Source organism: Streptomyces sp. NPDC058052, assembly GCF_042885515.1.
GTDB lineage: Bacteria > Actinomycetota > Actinomycetes > Streptomycetales > Streptomycetaceae > Streptomyces.
Window position 1 is genome coordinate 207330 of sequence record NZ_JBHVRX010000004.1, and the last position, 20871, is coordinate 228200.

20 protein-coding genes are annotated in these 20871 nt (G+C 73.8%); 6 read left to right on the plus strand and 14 right to left on the minus strand.

Annotation, left to right across the window (positions count from 1 at the left end; genetic code table 11):
- Positions 1-18 precede the first annotated feature (18 nt).
- The 3 genes from ACFVU3_RS07645 to ACFVU3_RS07655 all read right to left on the minus strand — a co-directional run bounded on the left by ACFVU3_RS07645 (position 19) and on the right by ACFVU3_RS07655 (position 3368).
- Positions 19-1086 carry an SCO7460 family lipoprotein gene (locus ACFVU3_RS07645; protein WP_390064575.1) on the minus strand — a complete coding sequence of 356 codons (1068 nt, stop codon included), beginning with the start codon at positions 1084-1086 and terminating at the stop codon, positions 19-21.
- A 288-nt stretch (positions 1087-1374) separates the two neighbouring features.
- Positions 1375-2688 (minus strand): ROK family protein, encoded by a 1314-nt coding sequence (locus tag ACFVU3_RS07650; RefSeq protein ID WP_390064577.1) that lies wholly within the window; start codon positions 2686-2688, stop codon positions 1375-1377.
- Positions 2689-2762: 74 nt separating this feature from the next.
- Complete coding sequence (locus tag ACFVU3_RS07655; protein ID WP_390064579.1) at positions 2763-3368, minus strand: TetR/AcrR family transcriptional regulator; 606 nt, start codon at positions 3366-3368, stop codon at positions 2763-2765.
- Between the two features lie 116 nt (positions 3369-3484).
- On the opposite strand from ACFVU3_RS07655, the gene ACFVU3_RS07660 reads away from it, so the two are divergent.
- Positions 3485-4639, plus strand: coding sequence for an acyl-CoA dehydrogenase family protein (locus ACFVU3_RS07660; RefSeq protein ID WP_390064581.1), 1155 nt, complete (start codon positions 3485-3487; stop codon positions 4637-4639).
- A gap of 7 nt (positions 4640-4646) precedes the next feature.
- Here the strand turns inward: ACFVU3_RS07660 and ACFVU3_RS07665 are convergent, their stop codons facing one another.
- Positions 4647-6080: a serine/threonine-protein kinase gene (locus ACFVU3_RS07665; RefSeq protein WP_390064583.1), complete on the minus strand. Its 1434-nt coding sequence runs from the start codon at positions 6078-6080 to the stop codon at positions 4647-4649.
- Between the two features lie 245 nt (positions 6081-6325).
- Complete coding sequence (locus tag ACFVU3_RS07670) at positions 6326-6886, minus strand: heme-binding protein (protein ID WP_390064585.1); 561 nt, start codon at positions 6884-6886, stop codon at positions 6326-6328.
- 330 nt (positions 6887-7216) lie between these two features.
- Between ACFVU3_RS07670 and ACFVU3_RS07675 the strand changes: the two genes are divergently transcribed.
- From ACFVU3_RS07675 to ACFVU3_RS07685, 3 genes are all read left to right on the plus strand, one after another.
- On the plus strand, positions 7217-7978 hold the full coding sequence (locus ACFVU3_RS07675) for an SDR family NAD(P)-dependent oxidoreductase (RefSeq protein ID WP_390064586.1): 762 nt from the start codon (positions 7217-7219) through the stop codon (positions 7976-7978).
- A gap of 86 nt (positions 7979-8064) precedes the next feature.
- Positions 8065-8793, plus strand: coding sequence for a TetR family transcriptional regulator (locus tag ACFVU3_RS07680; RefSeq protein WP_390064588.1), 729 nt, complete (start codon positions 8065-8067; stop codon positions 8791-8793).
- A gap of 140 nt (positions 8794-8933) precedes the next feature.
- Entirely contained in the window at positions 8934-9317 is a 384-nt protein-coding gene (locus tag ACFVU3_RS07685) for a hypothetical protein (RefSeq protein WP_355739780.1), read from the plus strand.
- 74 nt (positions 9318-9391) lie between these two features.
- On the opposite strand, the gene ACFVU3_RS07690 is transcribed toward ACFVU3_RS07685, so the two are convergent.
- Genes ACFVU3_RS07690 through ACFVU3_RS07700 form a run of 3 tightly spaced genes read right to left on the minus strand, consistent with a single transcriptional unit; the run spans position 9392 to position 12356 of the window.
- Positions 9392-10348, minus strand: coding sequence for an electron transfer flavoprotein subunit alpha/FixB family protein (locus ACFVU3_RS07690; protein ID WP_390064590.1), 957 nt, complete (start codon positions 10346-10348; stop codon positions 9392-9394).
- Between the two features lie 33 nt (positions 10349-10381).
- Positions 10382-11170 (minus strand): electron transfer flavoprotein subunit beta/FixA family protein, encoded by a 789-nt coding sequence (locus ACFVU3_RS07695; protein ID WP_390064592.1) that lies wholly within the window; start codon positions 11168-11170, stop codon positions 10382-10384.
- Between the two features lie 28 nt (positions 11171-11198).
- A complete protein-coding gene (locus tag ACFVU3_RS07700) occupies positions 11199-12356 on the minus strand; it encodes an acyl-CoA dehydrogenase family protein (protein ID WP_390064594.1) in 1158 nt (385 codons plus the stop codon).
- Between the two features lie 126 nt (positions 12357-12482).
- Between ACFVU3_RS07700 and ACFVU3_RS07705 the strand changes: the two genes are divergently transcribed.
- Positions 12483-13814: a UDP-glucose dehydrogenase family protein gene (locus tag ACFVU3_RS07705; protein WP_390064596.1), complete on the plus strand. Its 1332-nt coding sequence runs from the start codon at positions 12483-12485 to the stop codon at positions 13812-13814.
- A gap of 74 nt (positions 13815-13888) precedes the next feature.
- Here the strand turns inward: ACFVU3_RS07705 and ACFVU3_RS07710 are convergent, their stop codons facing one another.
- The 4 genes from ACFVU3_RS07710 to ACFVU3_RS07725 form a co-directional block, all read right to left on the minus strand.
- A complete protein-coding gene (locus tag ACFVU3_RS07710) occupies positions 13889-14812 on the minus strand; it encodes a membrane dipeptidase (protein ID WP_390064598.1) in 924 nt (307 codons plus the stop codon).
- Between the two features lie 127 nt (positions 14813-14939).
- Entirely contained in the window at positions 14940-16136 is a 1197-nt protein-coding gene (locus tag ACFVU3_RS07715; RefSeq protein WP_390064599.1) for a dipeptidase, read from the minus strand.
- Positions 16133-16630 carry a 5-(carboxyamino)imidazole ribonucleotide mutase gene (purE, locus tag ACFVU3_RS07720; RefSeq protein ID WP_390064903.1) on the minus strand — a complete coding sequence of 166 codons (498 nt, stop codon included), beginning with the start codon at positions 16628-16630 and terminating at the stop codon, positions 16133-16135. Before purE ends, ACFVU3_RS07715 begins: the two co-directional genes overlap by 4 nt.
- A 19-nt stretch (positions 16631-16649) precedes the next feature.
- Complete coding sequence (locus ACFVU3_RS07725) at positions 16650-17789, minus strand: 5-(carboxyamino)imidazole ribonucleotide synthase (protein ID WP_390064600.1); 1140 nt, start codon at positions 17787-17789, stop codon at positions 16650-16652.
- 184 nt (positions 17790-17973) lie between these two features.
- Between ACFVU3_RS07725 and ACFVU3_RS07730 the strand changes: the two genes are divergently transcribed.
- On the plus strand, positions 17974-18501 hold the full coding sequence (locus tag ACFVU3_RS07730; RefSeq protein ID WP_390064601.1) for a GtrA family protein: 528 nt from the start codon (positions 17974-17976) through the stop codon (positions 18499-18501).
- A 150-nt stretch (positions 18502-18651) separates the two neighbouring features.
- Here the strand turns inward: ACFVU3_RS07730 and ACFVU3_RS07735 are convergent, their stop codons facing one another.
- Both ACFVU3_RS07735 and ACFVU3_RS07740 read right to left on the minus strand, forming a co-directional pair.
- Positions 18652-19923, minus strand: coding sequence for an ATP-binding protein (locus ACFVU3_RS07735; protein ID WP_390064603.1), 1272 nt, complete (start codon positions 19921-19923; stop codon positions 18652-18654).
- Between the two features lie 78 nt (positions 19924-20001).
- Positions 20002-20679: a response regulator transcription factor gene (locus ACFVU3_RS07740; protein ID WP_051788141.1), complete on the minus strand. Its 678-nt coding sequence runs from the start codon at positions 20677-20679 to the stop codon at positions 20002-20004.
- Between the last annotated feature and the right edge of the window lie 192 nt (positions 20680-20871).

Consider the following 20871-nt stretch of genomic DNA (forward strand, 5'->3'; position numbering starts at 1 on the left):
CGACCCCCGGCCTGACGCTCAGGAACGCTTCCAGGCGTACGACGGGGCCCCGTCCTCCACGGTCGGCAGACCGAGGGGGCCGTTGCCGTCGCGGATGCCGTGGTGGACGACGGGGTCGGCGGCGAGGGAGCCGTCGAGTCCGGCGGTGACCGCCAGGGCGTGCCGGCCGAGGCAGACCGGGCGCTCGCCCTCGGGGCGCTCGCAGTACAGGACCCAGCCGCCGACCCGGTCGACGCGGCCCGGCACCAGCTTCCACACCCCCGTGAACTCCGCGGTCACCGCCTCCGGCAGCCGCGGCGCGGCCTCCGTGCGGAGCCACGTCCGTGCGGCCGCCCGGACCGCCTCGCCGAAGCGCTGCCGCTCGTCGAACGGCTGGACGAGGTCGACCTCGCCGGAGTCCGGGTCGATCCCGCCGGGACCGGGCCCGAACCCCACCCGGTGGTAGGTCCCCCGGCCCAGCGCGCCCAGCCGCCGGTCGGCCGTGAGCCGCATCAGGGTGGGGCGCCCGGGGGAGTCGGGAAGGTCCGCGACCCGCTCCGGCGGCGCCACCTTCACCGAGGTGTACGGGGCCGGCGCGGTGCCCCGGGCCCGGGTCCAGCGCCGCAGGCACTCGCCGACGGACGCGACCACGCTCCGGGCGGTGTCCGCGTCGAAGCGGGCGGCGATCCACGGTCCGGTGCCGTCGGCGGACAGCCCGTGCACCTCGTACCCGCAGGCGGCGAACTCGCGCCGCAGCACCCGGAAGCCCTCGGCCTCGCGCCGGGCCTCGGCGAGCGCGGCGGTCAGCCGGTCGTCGCAGGACCGGCCCTCGCAGTCGTCCTTCTCCGCGTCCACCCGCAGCCGGACCACGGCGTCGGCGTCGCCCGCGATCCGGAAGCTCACCTCGGCGCCGCCGCTCTGCGGGAAGAGCCCGCGCACGTCGACGACCTCCAGGACGCCCGGGGCGACCCGTTCCGCGATCTCGACCGCGCGCTTCCGGTCGTCGTCGGTCGAGAAGGTCCCGCAGCCGGTGAGGCCGGCGCCCGCGAGGACCAGGGCGAGCGCTCCCGCCAGCCGCCGTGCCGTGCCCTGCCGTGACCGTGCCATGTGGCCCACCCCGCTGCCGTCCGCCGCCGTCCGCGTGTCCTGGGGCGACGGTAGGCGGGGAGCGGACCGGTCCGCGTGAGTAGGCGTACTCACGCGGTGCCGGACGCCGTACCCGGTGTGGCCGGCGCCGTGCCCGGTGCGCGGACGCGGTGCCTGACGCGCGGAGGCCGGTGCGCGGACGCCGTGCCCGGTGCGTGGACGCGGTGCCCGGTGCGCGGACGCGGTACGTGCCGTGCGGACGCCGTACCCGGTGCGCGGGCGCCGTACCTGGCGCGCGGCGGCGGGGGGTCAGTGCGCGGTGCGCTCCCGGACGGTCTCCGCCCAGGCCGGGGCCTCCTCGACGGGGCCGGGCTCCTCGCGGCGGCCGCCGCGGGCGAAGAAGTCCGCCAGGGGGAGGATCGCCGCGCCGACGGTGACCGCGTCCGGGCCGAGCGTGCCGAGGCCGAGGGTGACCCGGGCCGCCGGGTACGCCAGGGCGTACGCGCGCGCGTGCTCCTCGACGGCGGCGAGGAAGCGGGTGCCGAGCAGCAGTCCGGCCCAGCCGCCGACCAGGATCCGCTCCGGCTGGAAGAGGTTGATCAGGTCGGCGAAGCCGGCGCCCAGGTATTCGGCGGTCTCCGCCAGGACGGCGAGCGCCGCCGGGTCCGGCGCGCCGTCGTCGCCGGGGTACGCGGCGGCCGCCATCGCCGCGAGCGCGGCCTCCTCGCCGGCGCCGGCCGGGGGCTCGCCGCCCGCTTCCCGCCACCGTTCGAGCAGGGCCTCGGCACCGGCGTACGCCTCCAGGCAGCCCTGGGCGCCGCAGCGGCACCGGCGCCCCCTGACCTGCACCTTCAGGTGGCCCCATTCGAGGGCCCGGCCGGGGCCCAGGGGGTCGGTGGTGACGCAGGCGCCGACGCCGGAGCCGAAGAGGACGACGACCGCGCTGGTCGCGCCCCGGCCCGCGCCGAACCACATCTCGGCCTGGCCGAGGGTCTTGGCGCCGTTGTCGATCCGGTACGGGACCCCGTCCGGCAGCTCGACGGACTCGCGGAGCAGCCGCTCCAGCGGGACCGCGTCCCAGCCGACGGTCTGGCCGTGCACGACGGCCCCGCCGGCCGCGCCGTCGGCGGGATGCTCGACGATGCCGGGGACGCCGATGCCGACGCCGAGCAGCGCCTCGGCGGGGACGTCCGCCGTGCGCAGCACCTCGGCGATGCCCTCGCGGATGTGGTCGACGACGACCCCGACCTCGTACCGCTCGCCGTCCTTCGCGGCCGGGTCCAGCGGGCGTTCGGTGCGGGCGAGCTCGGTGAGGGTGAGGTCGAAGAGCTCGACCCGGATCCGGGTCTCGCCCACGTCCACGCCGATCATGCGGCCGCTGGCGGGGGCGACGCGCAGCAGGATGCGGGGGCGGCCGCCGGCCGAGTCGACGCTGCCGGCCTCCTCGACGAGCCCCTCGGCGACCAGCTCGGCGACCACGTTGCTGATGGAGCCGGAGCTGAGCCCGGTGGCCGGGCCGAGCGCGAAGCGGCTCATGGGGCCGTCGAAGTAGAGCCGCCGGAGGACCGCGGTGCGGTTCTCGCGCCGCAGGTCCCGCACGGTCCGGCCGTTCGGTCTGGTCACTGGGGCCCCTCGCGGTAGTGGTCCATCGGGCGGTGGCGGTCCGGCGGGCTCGGGCGGTTCATCGGGCGGCCGCCTCAGGCCCGGCGCAGCCCGCTGAGCAGCAGCTCGGCCAGCTGGTCGTACGCCTCGGCGTCCGCGAGGCCGGTGGACGCGGCCACCTGGCGCCGCTGGATGCGGACCATCACGGAGGCGATGACGTCGGCGGCGAAGGCCACGTGGACCTCCCGGAAGACGCCGGCGCTGACGCCCTCCTCGATGAGCTGCTGGACCCGTCCGGCGGCGGCGCGGGTGTTCCGCTCGTACACCTCGGCGGCCGGCTCGAAGGCGGCCACGTCGTCGAAGAACTGCGGGGAGACCGGCGCCAGCTCGGCGGAGACGGCCCGCAGATAGGCGGAGAGCCGCTCGGCGGGCCCGCTCGCGGCGGCGAGGCCCGACTCGACGCGGGCGGTGGCGCGCCGGAAGAAGTGCACGACGGCGGCCCTGACCAGCTGCTCCTTGCTGCCGGCCAGGCCGTACAGGGTGCGCTTGGAGCAGTGCAGGCGCGCGGCGAGGTCGTCCAGGGTCAGCCGGGCGAAGCCCTCGCCGACGAGCAGGGCGACGAGCTCCTCGAAGAGGGCGGAACGGCGCGCCGCTCCCCGCCCCGTGAGCTTCGGGGCGTCGGCGGCGGAGGTCTCGATCACTCGGACAGTATGACGGGCCACCCGGGCGGAGGGATCCGCTCCACTCACTCATGCGCTATTTTTAGCGGTACTGGAGTACCAGCCCTAGTACCACTTTGCGTGCCGATGGAGTCGCCATGGATGTCGACCGCCTGCTTCCCACCCCCGAGGCGGCGGACCTCATCGCCCTCACCCGCGAGATCGCCGACAACGAGCTCTCGCCCCGGGTGGACGAGCACGAGGCCGCCGAGACCTATCCCGAGGGTCTCTTCGCCACGCTCGGCCGGGCCGGCCTGCTCGGCCTCGCCTACCCCGAGGAGTACGGCGGCGGCGGCCAGCCGTACGAGGTCTACCTGCAGGTCCTGGAGGAGCTCGCCGCCCGCTGGGCGGCCGTCGCGGTCGCCACCAGCGTCCACACGCTCGCCTGCCACCCGCTGTACGCCTTCGGCACCGACGCGCAGAAGGAGCGCTGGCTCCCGTCGATGCTGGAGGGCCGGCTCGTCGGCGGCTACAGCCTCTCCGAGCCGCAGGCGGGCTCGGACGCCGCCGCCCTCGCCTGCAAGGCGGAGCGCCAGGAGGACGGCGGCGGCTACCGGATCACCGGCACCAAGGCGTGGATCACCCACGGCGGCAAGGCCGGCTTCTACGCCCTCTTCGCCCGCACCGCCCCCGGCGGCCACGGGATCTCCTGCTTCCTCGCCCCCGGCGAGACCGACGGCCTCTCCTTCGGCGCCCCGGAGCGCAAGATGGGCCTCCAGGCGGTCCCCACCACCTCCGCCTACTGGGACGGGGCCCTCATCGAGGAGGACCGGCTCATCGGCACCGAGGGCCAGGGCCTCCAGATCGCCTTCAGCGCCCTCGACAACGGCCGTCTCGGCATCGCCGCCTGCGCCACCGGCCTCGCCCAGGCCGCCCTGGACGCCGCCGTCGACTACGCCAACGAGCGCACCACCTTCGGCCGCCGGATCGTCGACCACCAGGGCCTCGGCTTCCTCCTCGCCGACATGGCCGCCGCCGTCGACGCGGCCCGCGCCACCTACCTCGACGCCGCCCGCCGCCGCGACCTCGGCCGCCCCTTCAGCCGCCAGGCCAGCGCCGCCAAGCTCATCGCCACCGACACGGCGATGAAGGTCACCACGGACGCGGTCCAGGTCCTCGGCGGCTACGGCTACACCCGCGACTTCCCGGTCGAGCGCTACATGCGCGAGGCGAAGATCATGCAGATCTTCGAGGGCACCAACCAGATCCAGCGGCTGGTCATCAGCCGGGGGCTGGCGCGCCCGGAGAAGTAGCGGCCGGTCAGGTCCGGTCCAGGTAGGCGGTGAGGGCCGGGTCGGGGGAGTAGCGCACCCCGGCGTGCCGGCGCAGGGCCTCGTCCAGGCGGCGGAGCGCCGGACGGGGGTCCTCCGAGGCGTCGAACACGAGCGCCATGGCGGCGCTGCCCCGGTCGCCCTCCCCGTCGAAGCCGGCGGGGACCCTCACGCCCGCGCGGAGGGTGGCGGCCAGCTGCCAGTGGCGCCTGCCCCGGGCGCCCTTCCTCGTGCGCCGGACGGTGACCCGGGTGACGTCCGGCCACGGCGAGGACCAGTGCCGGCGCTGGAACCGGCAGTCGAGGTGGCCGGCGGACAGCAGGACGGTCCGCCGGACGGGCGGTGCCGCATCGATGAAGGCACCCCAGAGCAGGAAGCCGAGCAGGAGGGCCGCGGACGTGGCGGCGGCGATCGGCCACGGAAAGAAGACGAGGACGACGGCCCCGCTGGGCACGACCGTGAGTGCGGAGCCGAGCTGGGCCCAGTACTCCTGGTCCTTCCGCCGGCTCGGCACGTCCAGCAGACCCGCGCTCACCTCCACCGTCTCCGGGGCCGTCACCGTCTCCGGGACCCACGCCGTCCTCGCGTCCGTGCGGTCGTCGGGACGGGGGCGGGGCGCGAGAGCCGGTGCGTCGGCGCCCAGCAGGGCCAGGATCCGCGAGGCGGACGGGCGCCGCTCCGGGGCCTTCTCCAGGCACGCGGCGACCAGGGCGCGCAGGGCGGGGGGCACCCCGTCCAGGGCCGGGGCGTCGTGGACGACCCGGTAGAGGAGCGCGGGGGCGGAGCCCTCGCCGAAGGGGGCCCGGCCGGTCGCGGCGTACGCCAGGACCGCGCCCAGCGAGAAGACGTCGCCCGGCGGGCCCACCGGCGTGCCCGTCGCCTGCTCCGGGCTCATGAAGCCCGGCGTGCCGACGACCAGACCGGTGGCCGTGAGGGCCGTCGAGTCCTCCACCGCCTTCGAGATGCCGAAGTCGATGACGCGCGGGCCGTCGGTGGTGACCAGGATGTTCGCCGGCTTCAGGTCGCGATGGACCAGGCCGGCCCGGTGCACGGCCTCCAGGGCCTCGGCGAGACCGGCGGCGAGGGAGCGCAGCTCCGGCTCGGGCAGCGGCCCCCGCTCCCGTACGAGCGCCGCCAGATCGGGCGCGTCGATGTAGTCGCTCGCCACCCACGGCACCGCCCCGTCCGGGTCGGCGTCCACGACCGGCGCGGTCCAGAAGCCGCCGACCGTCCGCGCGGCCGCCACCTCGCGGCGGAACCGCTCGCGGAAGCCGGGGTCGGCGGCGATCTGGGGGCGGATCACCTTCACCGCGAGCCGCCGGCCGCTGCGGGAGACGGCCAGGAACACCTGGCCCATGCCGCCCTCGCCGAGCCGTGCCGACAGACGGTACGGGCCGATCGCGTCCGGGTCGCCAGGCTGCAAGTCGTGCACGGTTCCCCCGAGTTCGCACTGCTGGAGGGGTGATCCTCCCAGAGCGGCCCGGTGCCGGGGGGCGCGATCACCACGGACCTGACATATCCGTGGTGATTTCGTGTTGAACAAGTTGAGGCGTATGCTCGGAACAGCCACCCCGGTTCGCCTGTGTTCCCCCGTTTCAGGCGGACCGGGGTCCGGCGTTTCCCGGGCTCCGCGGGTCCGACGCGGGATCCGCGGTGGCCTTTCCGGGCCTACTTCTCCAGCGCCGCCACGCCCGCCCGCGCGAACTTCTCGTCGAGGTCGCCCGAGGGCGCGCCCGCCACGCCGATGCCCGCGACCGGGGCGCCGCCGGCGGTGACCGGGGCGCCGCCGCCGAGGAAGAGCGTGCCGGGGATGTCCTTGAGGCGGGGGGCCTGGGCCAGCCGGCCGGCGAGCACCGAGGTGGGCGCGTTCCACGCCACCGCCGTGAACGCCTTCCGCTCCGCCGACCCGTAGGACTGCGGGCCCGCGCCGTCGCCGCGCAGGGTGACGATCGTGTTGCCGTCGCGGTCGACGACGGCGACGGTGACCCGCTGGTTCTCCGCCTCGGCCGCGTCCAGCGCCGCCCTGGCCGCCTTCGTCGCCGCGGCGACCGTCAGGCGGTCGGTGGAGGTCGTGTCGGCGGCCTCGGCCTCGGTGACGGCCGCCGCGGGGGCGGCGGCCTGCTCGCCGCCGGCGCTCGCGGAGTAGGCGCCGACCCCCGCCAGGCCGAGGGCGACGATCGCGCCACCGGTCGCCAGACGGGTCCGGTGGGCCTTCTTCACGTGCTTCATAGGGCTGTCGCTCCAGGGTCGGGGGTGGAAGATCGACTGACGCCTCATCCTCCGGCCGGTTCCGGCCCGCGACGGTCGGCGCACCGGCTGCGGGCGGCGGGCGGAACGGTGGACCCCGGGGTCCACCGATCGGATGACCCGGCCCGGGGCGCCGGTGCCCGCCCGTCCCGCGCCGCCCCGGCCGGTCCTGCGCTTCCGGGGGCGTGGCCTGGGGTTCTATGGTGAGCGGCGCAGATCGCGCAGACCGCGCGGTCCCCCGCGGGGACGCGCCCCCGGCCCGGCGGCCAACCCGCCGGCAGGGTCACCCGCACGACACGAACGAGGAGTTCCATGGACATCGCCGGCTCCGCCGCTCTCGTCACCGGCGCCGCTTCCGGGCTTGGCGCCGCCACCGCGGCCGCGCTCGCCGCCCGCGGCGCCACGGTCTACGGGCTGGACCTGGAGAAGGCCGTCGCCGCCGCGGGGGCCCTGCCCGAGGGCGTGCGGCTGATCGCCGCCGACGTGACCGACGAGGACCAGGTCCGCGCCGCGCTCGCGGAGATCGACGCCGACGGCGCCGAGCTGCGCCTCGCGGTGAACTGCGCCGGGATCGCCCCCTCGGCCCGCGTCCTGGGCCGCAAGGGCCCGCACGACCTCGACCTGTTCCGCGCCGTCGTGAACGTCAACCTCGTCGGCACCTTCAACGTGATGCGGCTCGCCGCCGAGGCCATCGCCCGGCACGAGCCCGACGCGCACGGCCAGCGCGGTCTCGTGGTCAACACCGCCTCCATCGCCGCCTTCGAGGGCCAGGTCGGGCAGATCGCCTACGCGGCCTCCAAGGCCGGCGTCGCCGGCATGACCATCACGGCCGCCCGTGACCTCGCCCAGTTCGGCATCCGGGTCGTCACGGTCGCCCCCGGCATCGTGGACACCCCGATGACGGCCGGCTTCAGCGAGGAGATCCGGGCCGGGCTCGCCGCGAGCGTCACCTTCCCGCAGCGCCTCGCCCAGCCGGAGGAGTACGCCCGCCTGGTCACGATGATCGCCGAGCACGACTACCTCAACGGCGAGACGATCCGGATGGACGGCGCGCTGCGGATGGCCGCCCGCTGACCCACACCCTCGCGCAGAGCACTCGGTGCCGGAGAATTCCGGCACCGAGTGCCGCACGGGAGCGTGCGCGGTGTTAGGTTCGTGGCATGGCAGCAGCGGCGACGAACCCCCGGACCACCCCGAAGCCCGCGATGCGGGACTCCCTCATCGCCGCGGCCTTCCAGCTCTTCCTGGAGCGGGGCTACGAGCAGACCACCGTCGACGACATCGTCACGCTCGCCGGCGTCGGACGGCGCTCCTTCTTCCGGTACTTCCCGTCGAAGGAGGACGTGGTCTTCCCCGACCACGAGCAGTGCCTCGACGACATGACCCGCTTCCTCGCCGCCAGCGCCGACACCGACGACCCCATGGTCCGGGTCTGCGACGCCGCCCGCCTGGTCATGCGGATGTACGCCGAGAACCCCACCTTCTCCGTCCAGCGCTACCGGCTGACCCGTGAGGTCGCCGGGCTGCGCACCTACGAACTCTCCGTCGTCTGGCGGTACGAGAAGACCCTCGGCGACTATCTGCGGGCGCGCTGGGCCGACCGCAGGGACGGCACCCTGCGGGCCAACGTGGCCGCCGCGGCCGTCGTCGCCGCCCACAACCACGCCCTGCGCCACTGGCTGCGCTCGGGCGGCGAGGGCGAGCCGCTGGAGGAGGTCGACCGCGCGCTGGAGTTCGTCCGCGCCACCTGGAGCCCCGACGCGGCCGCGGGCGCCCCCGGCGAGGCCGCCGCCGAAGGGGCCGACGACGTGGTCGTGGTCATCACCAAGCGGTCCACGCCGATGTGGCGCGTGGTGCGCGAGGTGGAATCGAGCCTCGGCGAGAGCTGAGGGGCGGGAGGTCACTCCCGGAACACAAAGGGGTCTCAGTATCTCGATTTGAGGGAACTCAGGTCTTTCTTTGCTGGCACTGAGTGCCATATCTTGGGCTCCATGCACGGTCGAGCCGCCGAGTGCGAGGAGAAGGCATCGTGTTCCACACGGGACTGAGGAACCCCGGCGCCGTCCGGACCGAGGAATCGGCCGAAGGCACCGATCTCTACTTCCAGCGCTGCGCCTGGTGCCACACCACCACCTTCCAGCGCCTGCTCTGTCCGACCTGCGGGTCCACCGACCTGGCCCCGCAGCTCAGCGACGGCGAGGGCGTCATCACCGTGCGCCGCGCCCACACCGCCGCGGAGGCGGACCTCTGGCCGGTGCACATGGCCGAGGGCTTCGTCGTCCGCTGCCGGGTCGACGGGCCGCCGCACGCCGTGCGCCCGGGCGTCCGGGTCAAGCTCGCGAGCGCCGCCGACACCGGGCGCCGTCCGGTCGTCCGGCTCTGCGAGGAGGTCCCGCTGGACGGCTGGATCTGAGCGGGCGCGCACGGCATTCGCGCGAGAAGGGGGGTGGCACAGAGTGCCACCCCCCTTCTCCGTGTCCGACGGCGTCAGCGGGCGCCGATCTCCTCGGTGAGCTGCGGGAGCACCTCGAAGAGGTCGCCGACCACGCCGTAGTCGACCAGGTCGAAGATCGGGGCCTCCGGGTCCTTGTTGACCGCGACGATCGTCTTCGAGGTCTGCATGCCGGCCCGGTGCTGGATCGCGCCGGAGATGCCCGCCGCGACGTACAGCTGCGGCGAGACCTGCTTGCCGGTCTGGCCGACCTGGTTGGAGTGCGGGTACCAGCCGGCGTCCACGGCGGCGCGGGAGGCGCCGACGGCCGCGCCGAGCGAGTCGGCCAGCTTCTCGACGACCTCGAAGCCCTCGGCGGCACCGACGCCGCGGCCGCCGGAGACCACGATCGCGGACTCGGTGAGCTCGGGGCGGCCGGTGGAGACGCGCGCGGTGCGGGAGACGACCTTCGCCGCGTTGCCGGTGAAGGCGACGGTGACGTTCTCGACCGTGCCGGCGGCCGGGGCGGCCTCCGGGGCGGCGGAGTTCGGCTTGACGGTGATGACCGGGACGCCGTGCGAGACGCGGGACTTCACCTGGTACGAGGCGGCGAAGACCGACTGCGTGGCGACCGGGCCCTCGGCGCCGGCCTCCAGCTCGACGGCGTCGGTGATGAGGCCGGAGCCGAGGCGGAGCGCGACGCGGGCGGCGATCTCCTTGCCCTCGCCGGAGGAGGTCACCAGGACGGCGGCCACCTCCTTCTCCTTCGCGATCTGGGTGAGCGCGTCGACCTTGGGGACGACGAGCTGGTCGGCGAACTCGGCGCCGTCCGCCACGTACACGGTGGCCGCGCCGTACTCGGCGGCGGTGGCGGCGACGGAGGCGGCGGCCTCGCCGGCGCCGAGGACGACCGCGGTCGGCTCGCCCAGGCGGCGGGCCAGGGTGAGCAGTTCGAGGGCCGGCTTGCGGACCGCACCGTCGGCGTGGTCCACGAGAACCAGGATCTCAGCCATGATTCCTTGCTCCTGATGTGGGGTGACGGTCGGTCAGATGAACTTCTGGGTGGCGAGGAAGGCGGCCAGCTGCTTGCCGCCGTCACCGTCCTCGTTCGTGACGATCGTGCCCTGGGTGCGGGCCGGGCGGGCGTCCGCCGACTCGACCAGGGTCCAGGAGCCGGCCAGGCCGACCGTGTCCTCGTCGATGTCCAGGTCGTCGAGCTCCAGCTCCTCGACCGGCTTCTTCTTGGCGGCCATGATCCCCTTGAAGGAGGGGTAGCGGGCCTCGCCGGACTGGTCGGTGACCGAGACGACGGCGGGCAGCGGGGCCTCCAGGAGCTCCGTGGCGGCGTCGCCGTCACGGCGGCCCTTCACGAGGCCGCCCTCCACCGAGACCTCGGACAGCAGCGTCGCCTGCGGCAGGTTCAGCCGCTCGGCGAGGAGCGCGGGCAGCACGCCCATGGTGCCGTCGGTCGAGGCCATGCCGCAGACGACCAGGTCGAAGCCGGTCTTCTCCAGGGCCTTGGCGAGGACGGCGGAGGTGGCGATGACGTCGGAGCCGTGGAGGGCCTCGTCGTTGACGTGGACGGCCTTGTCGGCGCCCATCGACAGGGCCTTGCGCAGGGCGTCCTTGGCGTCGTCCGGGCCGACGGTGACGACGGTCACCTCGGCGTCGTCGGCCTCCTCGGAGATCCGCAGGGCCTGCTCGACCGCGTACTCGTCGAGCTCCGAGAGGAGGCCGTCGACCTCGTCGCGGTCGACGGTCAGGTCGTCCGCGAATCCGCGGTCGCCGGTGGCGTCGGGCACGTACTTCACACAGACAGCGATCCTCAGGGTCACGGCCTGTCTCCTTTCGACGAGGGGTGGGTTACGGGAGGTTGCGGGCCATGACGATGCGCTGGACCTGGTTGGTGCCTTCGTAGATCTGGGTGATCTTGGCGTCGCGCATCATGCGCTCGACGGGGTAGTCGCGGGTGTAGCCGTAGCCGCCGAGGAGCTGGACGGCGTCGATGGTGACCTCCATGGCGACGTCGGAGGCGAAGCACTTGGCGGCGGCGCCGAAGAAGGTGAGGTCGCCGTCGACGCGCTCGGACTTGGCCGCGGCGGCGTAGGTGAGCTGGCGGGCGGCCTCCAGCTTCATGGCCATGTCGGCGAGCATGAACTGCACGCCCTGGAAGTCGGCGATGGGCTTGCCGAACTGCTTGCGCTCCTTGACGTAGCCCTTGGCGTAGTCGAGGGCGCCCTGGGCGATGCCGATGGCCTGGGCGGCGATGGTGACGCGGGTGTGGTCGAGGGTCTTCATCGCGGTGGCGAAGCCGGTGCCCTCGGCGCCGATCATGCGGTCGGCGGGGATGCGGACGTTGTCGAGGTAGACCTCGCGGGTCGGGGAGCCCTTGATGCCGAGCTTCTTCTCCGGGGCGCCGAAGGACACGCCCTCGTCGGACTTCTCGACCACGAACGCGGAGATGCCCCTGGAGCGCTTCTCCGGGTCGGTGACGGCCATCACCGTGTAGTACTCGGAGACGCCGGCGTTGGTGATCCACCGCTTGACGCCGTTAAGGACCCAGAAGTCGCCGTCGCGGACCGCGCGGGTCTTCATGCCGGCCGCGTCGGAGCCCGCGTCGGGCTCGGACAGGGCGTAGGAGAACATCGCGTCGCCCTTGGCCAGCGGGCCCAGGTACCTGCGCTTCAGCTCCTCCGAGCCCGACAGGACCACCGGGAGCGAGCCGAGCTTGTTGACCGCCGGGATCAGCGAGGACGAACCGCAGACACGGGCGACCTCCTCGATCACGATCACCGTCGCCAGCGCGTCCGCGCCCGCACCGCCGTAGGACTCCGGCACGTGCACCGCGTGCAGGTCGTTGGCGACCAGCGCGTCCAGGGCCTCCTGCGGGAAACGCCCCTCCTCGTCCACCGCCGCCGCGAACGGGGCGATCTTCGCCTCCGCCAGCGCACGCACCGACTCCCGGAGCATCTCGTGCTCCTCGGAGGTCCGGTACAGGTCGAAATCAGCAGATCCCGCCACGATCACTCACTCCCACGCTTGCTAACTACCGTTAAGTAACCCAAATGGTAGGGCGTGACCCGGGGCTCTGTCAGGGCCCGACTATGCTCGGGCAGGCAGTTTCGCCCGACGTCCCTGGAGTCCCGCATGGCCCTGAAGATCACCGTGATCGGCACCGGATACCTCGGCGCCACCCACGCCGCGGCCATGGCGGAGATGGGCTTCGAGGTCCTCGGCCTCGACGTCGTGCCCGAGAAGATCGAGCTGCTGGCCTCCGGCCGCGTCCCGATGTACGAGCCCGGCCTGGAGGACCTGCTCGCGCGGCACGTCGCCGGGATCGAGGGCTCCACCGGCCGGCTGCGCTTCACCACCTCCTGGGAGGAGGTGGGCGCCTTCGGCGACGTCCACTTCGTCTGCGTGAACACCCCGCAGAAGCACGGCGAGTACGGCTGCGACATGAGCTACGTCGACGCCGCCTTCACCTCCCTGGCCGCCGTCGTCCGCGAGGGCGCGCTGGTCGTCGGCAAGTCGACCGTGCCGGTCGGCTCGGCCGAGCGGCTCGCCGGAGTGCTGCCGGAGGGCGTGGACCTGGCCTGGAACCCCGAGTTCCTGCGCGAGGGCTTCGCCGTCCAGGACACCCTCCACCCGGACCGGATCGTCGTCGGCGTCCGCGGCGACGAAGGGCGGGCCGAGAAGCTGCTCCGCGAGGTGTACGCGACGCCGGTCGGCGAGGGCTCGCCCTTCGTCCTCACCGACTTCCCCACCGCCGAGCTGGTGAAGACGGCCGCGAACTCCTTCCTCGCCACCAAGATCTCCTTCATCAACGCGATGGCCGAGATCTGCGAGGCGGCCGGCGGCGACGTCGTGAAGCTGGCCGAGGCCATCGGCCACGACGAGCGGATCGGCAACAAGTTCCTGCGGGCCGGCGTCGGCTTCGGCGGCGGCTGCCTGCCCAAGGACATCCGGGCCTTCATGGCCCGCGCGGGCGAGCTCGGCGTCGACCAGGCGCTGACCTTCCTCCGCGAGATCGACTCCATCAACATGCGGCGGCGCGGCCAGATGGTCGAGATGGCCCGCGAGGCGGTCGGCGGGAACTCCTTCCTGGGCCGCCGGGTCGCCGTCCTCGGCGCCACCTTCAAGCCCGACTCGGACGACGTCCGCGACTCCCCCGCGCTCAACGTGGCCGGCCAGATACACCTCCAGGGCGGCCAGGTGACCGTCTACGACCCCAAGGGCATGGAGAACGCCCGCAAGGTCTTCCCCACGCTCGGCTACGCGGACTCGGCGCTGGAGGCCGTACGGGGCGCGGACGTGGTCCTGCACCTGACCGAGTGGCGCGAGTTCCGCGAGCTGGACCCGGCGGAGCTGGCCGCGGTCGTCACCTCGCCGGTCGTCCTCGACGGGCGCAACGCCCTGGACGGCGAGCGGTGGCGGGCGGCCGGCTGGACGTACCGGGCGATGGGCCGCCCGCGCGCGTGACGGCGTGAGACACGAGGAAGGGGCGCCCCGCGTGGACGGGACGCCCCTTCCCCCGTTTCCTCCGTGCGTACGGGTCAGGCGGCGACGGGCCTGATCCGGTTCGTACGGGACAGGAACTCGGTCTCGCGCAGGGCCCGGGTGGCGTTGCCGTGGGCCAGGCCGACCAGGTCCCGGGCCGGCCAGCCGCGCCGCAGCAGTTCCGCGAAGAGCGGGACGTAGCCGGCGGCGGGGGCGGCCAGGCGGGAGAGGCCCGTGGACCCGGGCCCGGCCCCGTCCCGCACCCGGTCGAGGAGGTCGGCCGTGGCGGCCGGGTCCTCCCCGACGGGGACCATGCAGACGGCGCCGTTCTCACCGAGCAGCCGCAGCACGTCGTCCGGAAGGGCGTCCGGGGCGGCCCGGGTGACCAGCGCGGGGGCGCGGGTGACGGCGAGGACCTTGCGGACGGCGTCCTGGTCGGCGCCGGAGAGATCCACGGCCAGGCCGATGCGGTTCATCTCCCGGACCGCCTCGCGGGCGAAGCGGTCGAAGCGGGTGATGTTCACGGCCCGGACGCCGAGGGCGTGGTAGGCCCGCAGGGTGGCGGCGGAGCCGCCGAGCGCGGTCCAGCCGACCGGTCCGAGGAGCGCGGCGACCCGGCCGCAGTTGCGGGCGTGGGCCATCTCCGCGGTGGAGTGGGCCAGACGCAGGTCGTCGGGGCAGGCCGCGATGAGCGCGCGGATGGTGTCGAGGCGCCGCAGGGTGCCGAAGGCGCCGTCGTCGGAGTCCACGTGCAGCGACCAGAACTGGGCGCCGGCCTCCCGGGCCCGGACGGGCGGCAGGTCCTCGGGGTCGAGGAGCACGGGAAGTTCGGTGTGGCCTTCGAGGACGGGCTGGGCGGCGAGGATCGCCCGGGCACGGGCGGTCTCGTCGAGCGGCGGGGGTGGTGGCTCCGGGGGTTCCAGCGCGCCGACGGCGCCGGAGGCGGCAGAGAAGGGGGGATGATCGTCGAGATCTGCCATGGCACTACTCACTACTCCGAACTCGGTGATGCAGTACTACCCCGCCAAAAGGGCGGGGCAGTACCGTCCACCGTGCCACCGGGCCCCCCGGGGAGCCCGCCGGACTGCGCCGTCCGGGTGAGGCGCGTCAGACGCCGTCGAGCCGGTCGATCGTGGCGTGGGAGGCGGGGGTGCGGGCGGTGAGGTCGCGGGCGGCGGACTCCGCGTCGCGCAGCACGCGGAGCGCGTTCGACCAGGTCAGCTTGGTCAGGTCGGCGCGGGACCAGCCGCGGTGCAGGAGCTCCGCGATCAGGTTGGGGTAGCCGGCGACGTCGTCCAGGCCGGCCGGGGTGAAGGCGGTGCCGTCGTAGTCGCCGCCGATGCCGACGTGGTCGATGCCGGCGGCCTCGCGCATGTGGTCGAGGTGGTCGGCGACCGTGGCGGCGGTGGCGATCGGGCGGGGGTGCTCCGCCTCGAAGGCGGCGTGGATCTCCTTCGCCCGGGGGGTGGTGTCGAGGTGGTGGAGGCCGTGGGCGCGCAGGTTGGCGTCGGCGCGCAGGGTCCACTCGACGGCCGCGGGGAGGATGAACTTCGGCACGAAGGTCGCCATCGCCACGCCGCCGTTGGCGGGCAGCCGCTCCAGGACGTCGTCCGGGACGTTCCGCGGGTGGTCGCAGACCGCGCGGGAGGAGGAGTGCGAGAAGATCACCGGCGCGACGGAGGCGTCGAGGGCGTCCCGCATGGTGGTGGCGGCGACGTGCGAGAGGTCGACGAGCATGCCGCAGCGGTTCATCTCGCGGACGACGGCGCGGCCGAAGGCGGTGAGACCGCCGTGCCGGGGCTCGTCGGTGGCGGAGTCGGCCCAGTCGTTGTTCTCGTTGTGCGTGAGGGTCATGTACCGCACGCCGAGCGTGTACAGGGCGCGCAGGGTGGCCAGCGAGTTGTCGATGGAGTGACCGCCCTCGGCTCCCTTGAGGGAGGCGATCCGGCCCTCCTCGCGGGCCTTGACGATGTCGTCGGCGGTCCGGGCGGGCGCGAGGTCGGCCGCGTACCGCTCGACCAGCCGGTCGACGGCGTCGATCTGCTCCAGGGTGGCGCTGACGGCGTGGTCGCCGGTGAGCCGGCCCGGCACGTAGACGGACCAGAACTGGGCACCGACCCCGCCGGCGCGGAGCCGGGCGAGGTCGGTGTGGAGGGTGGCCGAGCGGTCGCCCGCGATGTCGAGCTTGTCGAGGTCGTAGCCGCACTGCTGGCGCAGCGCCCACGGGAGGTCGTTGTGCCCGTCGACGACGGGGGCCTCCGCGAGGAGGGCGCGGGCCTCGGCGAGCCGCTCGGCCGCGCTCACCGGGCGAACCCGAAGGAGTCGGTTCCCTCGACCTTGGCGCGCAGCCGCTTGCCCTTCTCGGTGGCCTGGGCGTTGAGGTCCTGGAGGAACTCCTCCATGCGGGTCCGGAGCGCCGGGTCGGAGGCGGCGACGATCCGGGCGGCGAGCAGGCCCGCGTTCCGGGCGCCGGCGACGGAGACCGTGGCGACCGGGATGCCGGCCGGCATCTGCACGATGGAGAGCAGCGAGTCCATGCCGTCCAGGTACTTCAGCGGCACGGGGACGCCGACGACCGGGAGCGGGGTGACGGAGGCGAGCATGCCCGGGAGGTGGGCGGCGCCGCCGGCGCCGGCGACGATCGCCTTGAGGCCGCGGCCGGCCGCCTGCTCGCCGTAGGCGATCATCTCGCGCGGCATCCGGTGCGCGGAGAGGACGTTCACCTCGTACGGGATCTCGAACTCGTCCAGTGCCTGTGCGGCCGCCTCCATGACGGTCCAGTCGGAGTCGGACCCCATGGCGATGCCGATGACCGGGTTACTCAACGATCGTCCCTCGCAGGTAGTCGGCGGCGTGACGGGCGCGCTCCAGCGTCTCGTCGAGGTCGTCGCCGTAGGTGTTGACGTGGCCGACCTTGCGGCCGGGCTTCACGTCCTTGCCGTACATGTGGATCTTGAGCTGCGGGTCCCGGGCCATGCAGTGCAGGTAGCCCTGGTACATGTCCGGGTAGTCGCCGCCGAGGACGTTGCACATCACGGTCCACGGGGCGCGCGGGCGGGGGTCGCCGAGCGGCAGGTCGAGGACGGCGCGGACGTGGTTGGCGAACTGGCTGGTGATCGCGCCGTCCATCGTCCAGTGGCCGGAGTTGTGCGGGCGCATCGCCAGTTCGTTGACGAGGATCCGGCCGTCGGTGGTCTGGAAGAGCTCCACCGCGAGGTGGCCGACGACGCCGAGCTCCTTGGCGATCCGCAGGGCCAGCTCCTGGGCCTGCCCGGCCAGCTCCTCGTCGAGGTCGGGGGCGGGCGCGATCACGGTGTCGCAGACGCCGTCGACCTGGCGGGACTCGACCACCGGGTAGGCGACGGCCTGGCCGTGCGGGGAGCGGACGATGTTCGCCGCGAGCTCGCGGACGAAGTCGACCTTCTCCTCGGCGAGCACGGGCACGCCGGCGAGGAAGGGGTCGCGGGCGTCGTCGGCGGTGCGGACGAACCACACGCCCTTGCCGTCGTAGCCGCCGCGCACGGTCTTGAGGATGACCGGGAAGCCGCCGACCTCCTCGGCGAAGGCGACCGCGTCGGCCGGGTCGGCCACGATGCGGTGGCGGGGGCTGGGCGCGCCGATCTCGTCGAGCTTCGCCCGCATCACCCCCTTGTCCTGCGCGTGCACGAGCGCGTCGGGCCCGGGGCGGACGGGGATGCCGTCGGCCTCCAGGGCGCGCAGGTGCTCGGTGGGCACGTGCTCGTGGTCGAAGGTGATCACGTCGCAGCCGCGTGCGAACGCGCGGAGCGTGTCCAGGTCGCGGTAGTCGCCGACGACGACCTCGCCGGCCACCTGCGCCGCCGAGTCCTGCGGGGTGTCACTGAGGAGCTTGAACTTGATGCCGAGGGGGATGCCCGCCTCGTGGGTCATACGGGCGAGCTGACCGCCGCCGACCATGCCTACTACCGGGAACGTCACCCTCTTAGGGTATCCGCACCATCCGTGAACACGTTTCCGGCTGTGGATTGACACAAGGCGTGACGGGGCGGTGATGGGTTTTCCACAGGTTTCCCGGCTACCCGGGCGGGTGACAGGGGAGGCTGGTTAGCATGAGTGGGTTGACGTCACCCGGGCGTCACCCGACGGACGGACCGACCCCACCATGAGCGAACCCGGCGCGCTGCGCATGCGACTCGCCCTGCTCGGCCGCGAGGTCGCCAAGTTCGGCGTGGTCGGCGGGCTCGGAGTCCTGGTCAACCTGGCCGTCTTCAACCTGGTCCGGCACACCACGGAGCTTCCGGTGGTGCGGGCCAGCCTGGTCGCCACCGTCGTCGCCATCGCCTTCAACTACGTGGGGTTCCGCTACTTCACGTACCGCGACCGCGACAAGTCGGGCCGCACCAAGGAGATGACCCTCTTCCTGCTGTTCAGCCTGGTCGGGCTGGTCATCGAGAACGGCATCCTCTACGCGGCGACCTACGGCCTCGGCTGGAACTCGCCGCTGGCGAGCAACTTCTTCAAGTTCTTCGGCATCGGCGTGGCGACGCTGTTCCGCTTCTGGTCGTACCGCACGTGGGTGTTCCGGGCGCTGCCGGCGAAGGAGGCCGTGCAGACCGCGGAGTCCTTCCTGGAGCAGGCCGAGCCGGTGCCGCCGCGGCAGGCCCGCCGCCGGCAGCCCGACCACGTCTGACCCGCGCCCTCCCGAGACCCGCGCCCTCCCGAGACCCGGGCCCGCTGAGGCCCGGGTCTTCGCGTGCCCGGGCCCGGTTCCCGCATGCCCGGGCCGGACCGTTCCCTTGCCTCCAGGACAGGACCGTTCCCGCGGGTCCCGGGCGCGCGCCTACCGTACGGGGCGCTCCCGGGGCTCGTCGTCGGTGCCGCGGGCCTCCCGGCTGAGGAAGAGGGCGAAGACCGGGGGGTGCTGCTGGAGGAGTTCCAGGCGGCCCCCGTCTGCCTCGGCGAGGTCCCGGGCGACGGCGAGGCCGATGCCGGTGGAGCTGCGGCCGCTGACCGCCCGCTCGAAGATCCGCGCGCCGAGGTCGGCGGGGACGCCGGGGCCCTCGTCGGTGACCTCGATCACCGACTGGTTGCCGATGACCCGGGTGCGCAGGGCGACGGTGCCGCCGCCGTGCATGAGCGAGTTCTCGATGAGCGCGGCGAGGACCTGGGCGACCGCGCCGGGGGTGCCGATGGCCCGCATGCCCTGCTTGCCGGAGCGGACGATGGCGCGGCCGGCGCTGCGGTAGGCGGGGCGCCACTCCTCGATCTGCTGCTTGACGACCTCGTCGAGGTCGAAGGCGACGGCGGAGCCGGAACGGGGGTCGCGGGAGTTGGTGAGCAGCCGTTCGACGACGTCGGTGAGCCGCTCGACCTGGGTGAGCGCGATCGTCGCCTCCTCCTTGACGGTGTCGAGGTCGTCGGCGAGGGCGACCTCCTCCAGGCGCATGGAGAGCGCGGTCAGCGGGGTGCGCAGCTGGTGGGAGGCGTCGGCGGCGAGCCGGCGCTCGGCGGTGAGCATCCGGGCGATCCGCTCGGCGGAGGCGTCGAGCACGTCCGCGACCCGGTCCAGCTCGGGGACCCCGTACCGCTTGTGCCGGGGCCGGGGGTCGCCGGAACCGAGCCGTTCGGCGGTCTCGGCGAGGTCGGTGAGCGGGGACGCCAGCCGGTTCGCCTGGCGTACGGCGAGGAGGACCGCGGCGATGACGGCGAGCCCGGCGACGGCGACGATGATCAGGGCCGTGCTGCCGACCTCGGAGGTGACGGCGGAGCGGGACTCCTCGACGACGACCGTCTCCCCGCGCTCGCCCTCCGCGTAGCCGCGGATGACGCTGCCGGTGGGGCGGGCGCCGATCTCGATGGAGGGCCGGCCGGGGATGGTGACCAGCGCGTACCGCTTGGCGCCGCTCTGCTCGGCCAGGATGTCCGGATTGACCGGCTCGCCGCCGATCAGCCGGCTGTCGACGATCGAGACGATGCGCAGGGCCTCGGCGTCGACGCTCTCCTGGGCGCTGCTCGTGATCGTCCGCGTCTCCACCAGCACGAGGGAGACGCCGAAGACGGCGATGACGACGAGGACGACGGCGAGGGTGGAGGTGATGAGGCGGCGGCGCACTTGCCCTCCCGGGCGGGGGTACGGGGACGTGGGGCCCGGGATGCGGGGCGGCCCCGGGTGCGGGGCCCTGAGGTGCCGTCAGCTCTTCTCGAAGCGGAAGCCGACGCCGCGGACCGTGGCGATGTAGCGGGGGTTGGCCGCGTCGTCGCCGAGCTTCTTGCGGAGCCAGGAGATGTGCATGTCGAGGGTCTTGGTGGAGGACCACCAGGTGGTGTCCCAGACCTCGCGCATCAGCTGGTCGCGGGTGACGACCCGGCCGGCGTCCCGGACCAGGACCCGCAGCAGGTCGAACTCCTTCGCCGTGAGCTGGAGCTCCTCGTCGCCCATCCAGGCCCGGTGCGACTCGACGTCGATGCGGACGCCGTGGGTGGCGGGGGCGGGGGCGGGCTCGGTGGCGCCGCGCCGGAGGAGGGCCCGGACCCGGGCGAGGAGCTCGGCGAGGCGGAAGGGCTTGGTGACGTAGTCGTCGGCGCCGGCGTCGAGCCCGACGACGGTGTCGACCTCGTCCGCGCGGGCGGTGAGGACCAGGATCGGGACCGTGTGGCCATCGGCGCGCAGCCGCCGGGCGACCTCCAGGCCGTCCATGCCGGGCAGGCCCAGATCGAGCACGACGAGGTCGACGCCGCCCTGGAGTCCGGTGTCGAGCGCGGACGGCCCGTCCTCGCGGACCTCGACCTCGTACCCCTCTCTCCGCAGGGCGCGGGCCAGCGGTTCCGAGATGGATGCGTCGTCCTCGGCGAGCAGTACACGGGTCATGGGGTGATGGTAGTCCGCACGGGTGCCGGGCCGGGGCGGGATCGCCAGGCATCGGCGGTCACCTCCGAAGCTGGGTGCGTAACCTTGAGATCACCTTGGAATGGCGCCTGTTGGTTCCTTGGTCACCTGTGATCCATCTCTCAAGTCCTTCCATATCCGGCACTGTCGTGTCGTATGGTGGCGAGACGTCTG

What these genes read in the sequence shown, in the direction of transcription:
- ACFVU3_RS07710 (WP_390064598.1), bottom strand. Translation starts at nt 14,812, where the DNA reads ATGGCAGATCTCGACGATCATCCCCCCTTCTCTGCCGCCTCCGGCGCC.
- ACFVU3_RS07740 (WP_051788141.1), bottom strand. Translation starts at nt 20,679, where the DNA reads ATGACCCGTGTACTGCTCGCCGAGGACGACGCATCCATCTCGGAACCG.
- ACFVU3_RS07670 (WP_390064585.1), bottom strand. Translation starts at nt 6,886, where the DNA reads ATGAAGCACGTGAAGAAGGCCCACCGGACCCGTCTGGCGACCGGTGGC.
- ACFVU3_RS07680 (WP_390064588.1), top strand. Translation starts at nt 8,065, where the DNA reads ATGGCAGCAGCGGCGACGAACCCCCGGACCACCCCGAAGCCCGCGATG.
- ACFVU3_RS07730 (WP_390064601.1), top strand. Translation starts at nt 17,974, where the DNA reads ATGAGCGAACCCGGCGCGCTGCGCATGCGACTCGCCCTGCTCGGCCGC.
- ACFVU3_RS07660 (WP_390064581.1), top strand. Translation starts at nt 3,485, where the DNA reads ATGGATGTCGACCGCCTGCTTCCCACCCCCGAGGCGGCGGACCTCATC.
- ACFVU3_RS07675 (WP_390064586.1), top strand. Translation starts at nt 7,217, where the DNA reads ATGGACATCGCCGGCTCCGCCGCTCTCGTCACCGGCGCCGCTTCCGGG.
- ACFVU3_RS07690 (WP_390064590.1), bottom strand. Translation starts at nt 10,348, where the DNA reads ATGGCTGAGATCCTGGTTCTCGTGGACCACGCCGACGGTGCGGTCCGC.
- purE (WP_390064903.1), bottom strand. Translation starts at nt 16,630, where the DNA reads ATGGGGTCCGACTCCGACTGGACCGTCATGGAGGCGGCCGCACAGGCA.
- ACFVU3_RS07705 (WP_390064596.1), top strand. Translation starts at nt 12,483, where the DNA reads ATGGCCCTGAAGATCACCGTGATCGGCACCGGATACCTCGGCGCCACC.
- ACFVU3_RS07645 (WP_390064575.1), bottom strand. Translation starts at nt 1,086, where the DNA reads ATGGCACGGTCACGGCAGGGCACGGCACGGCGGCTGGCGGGAGCGCTC.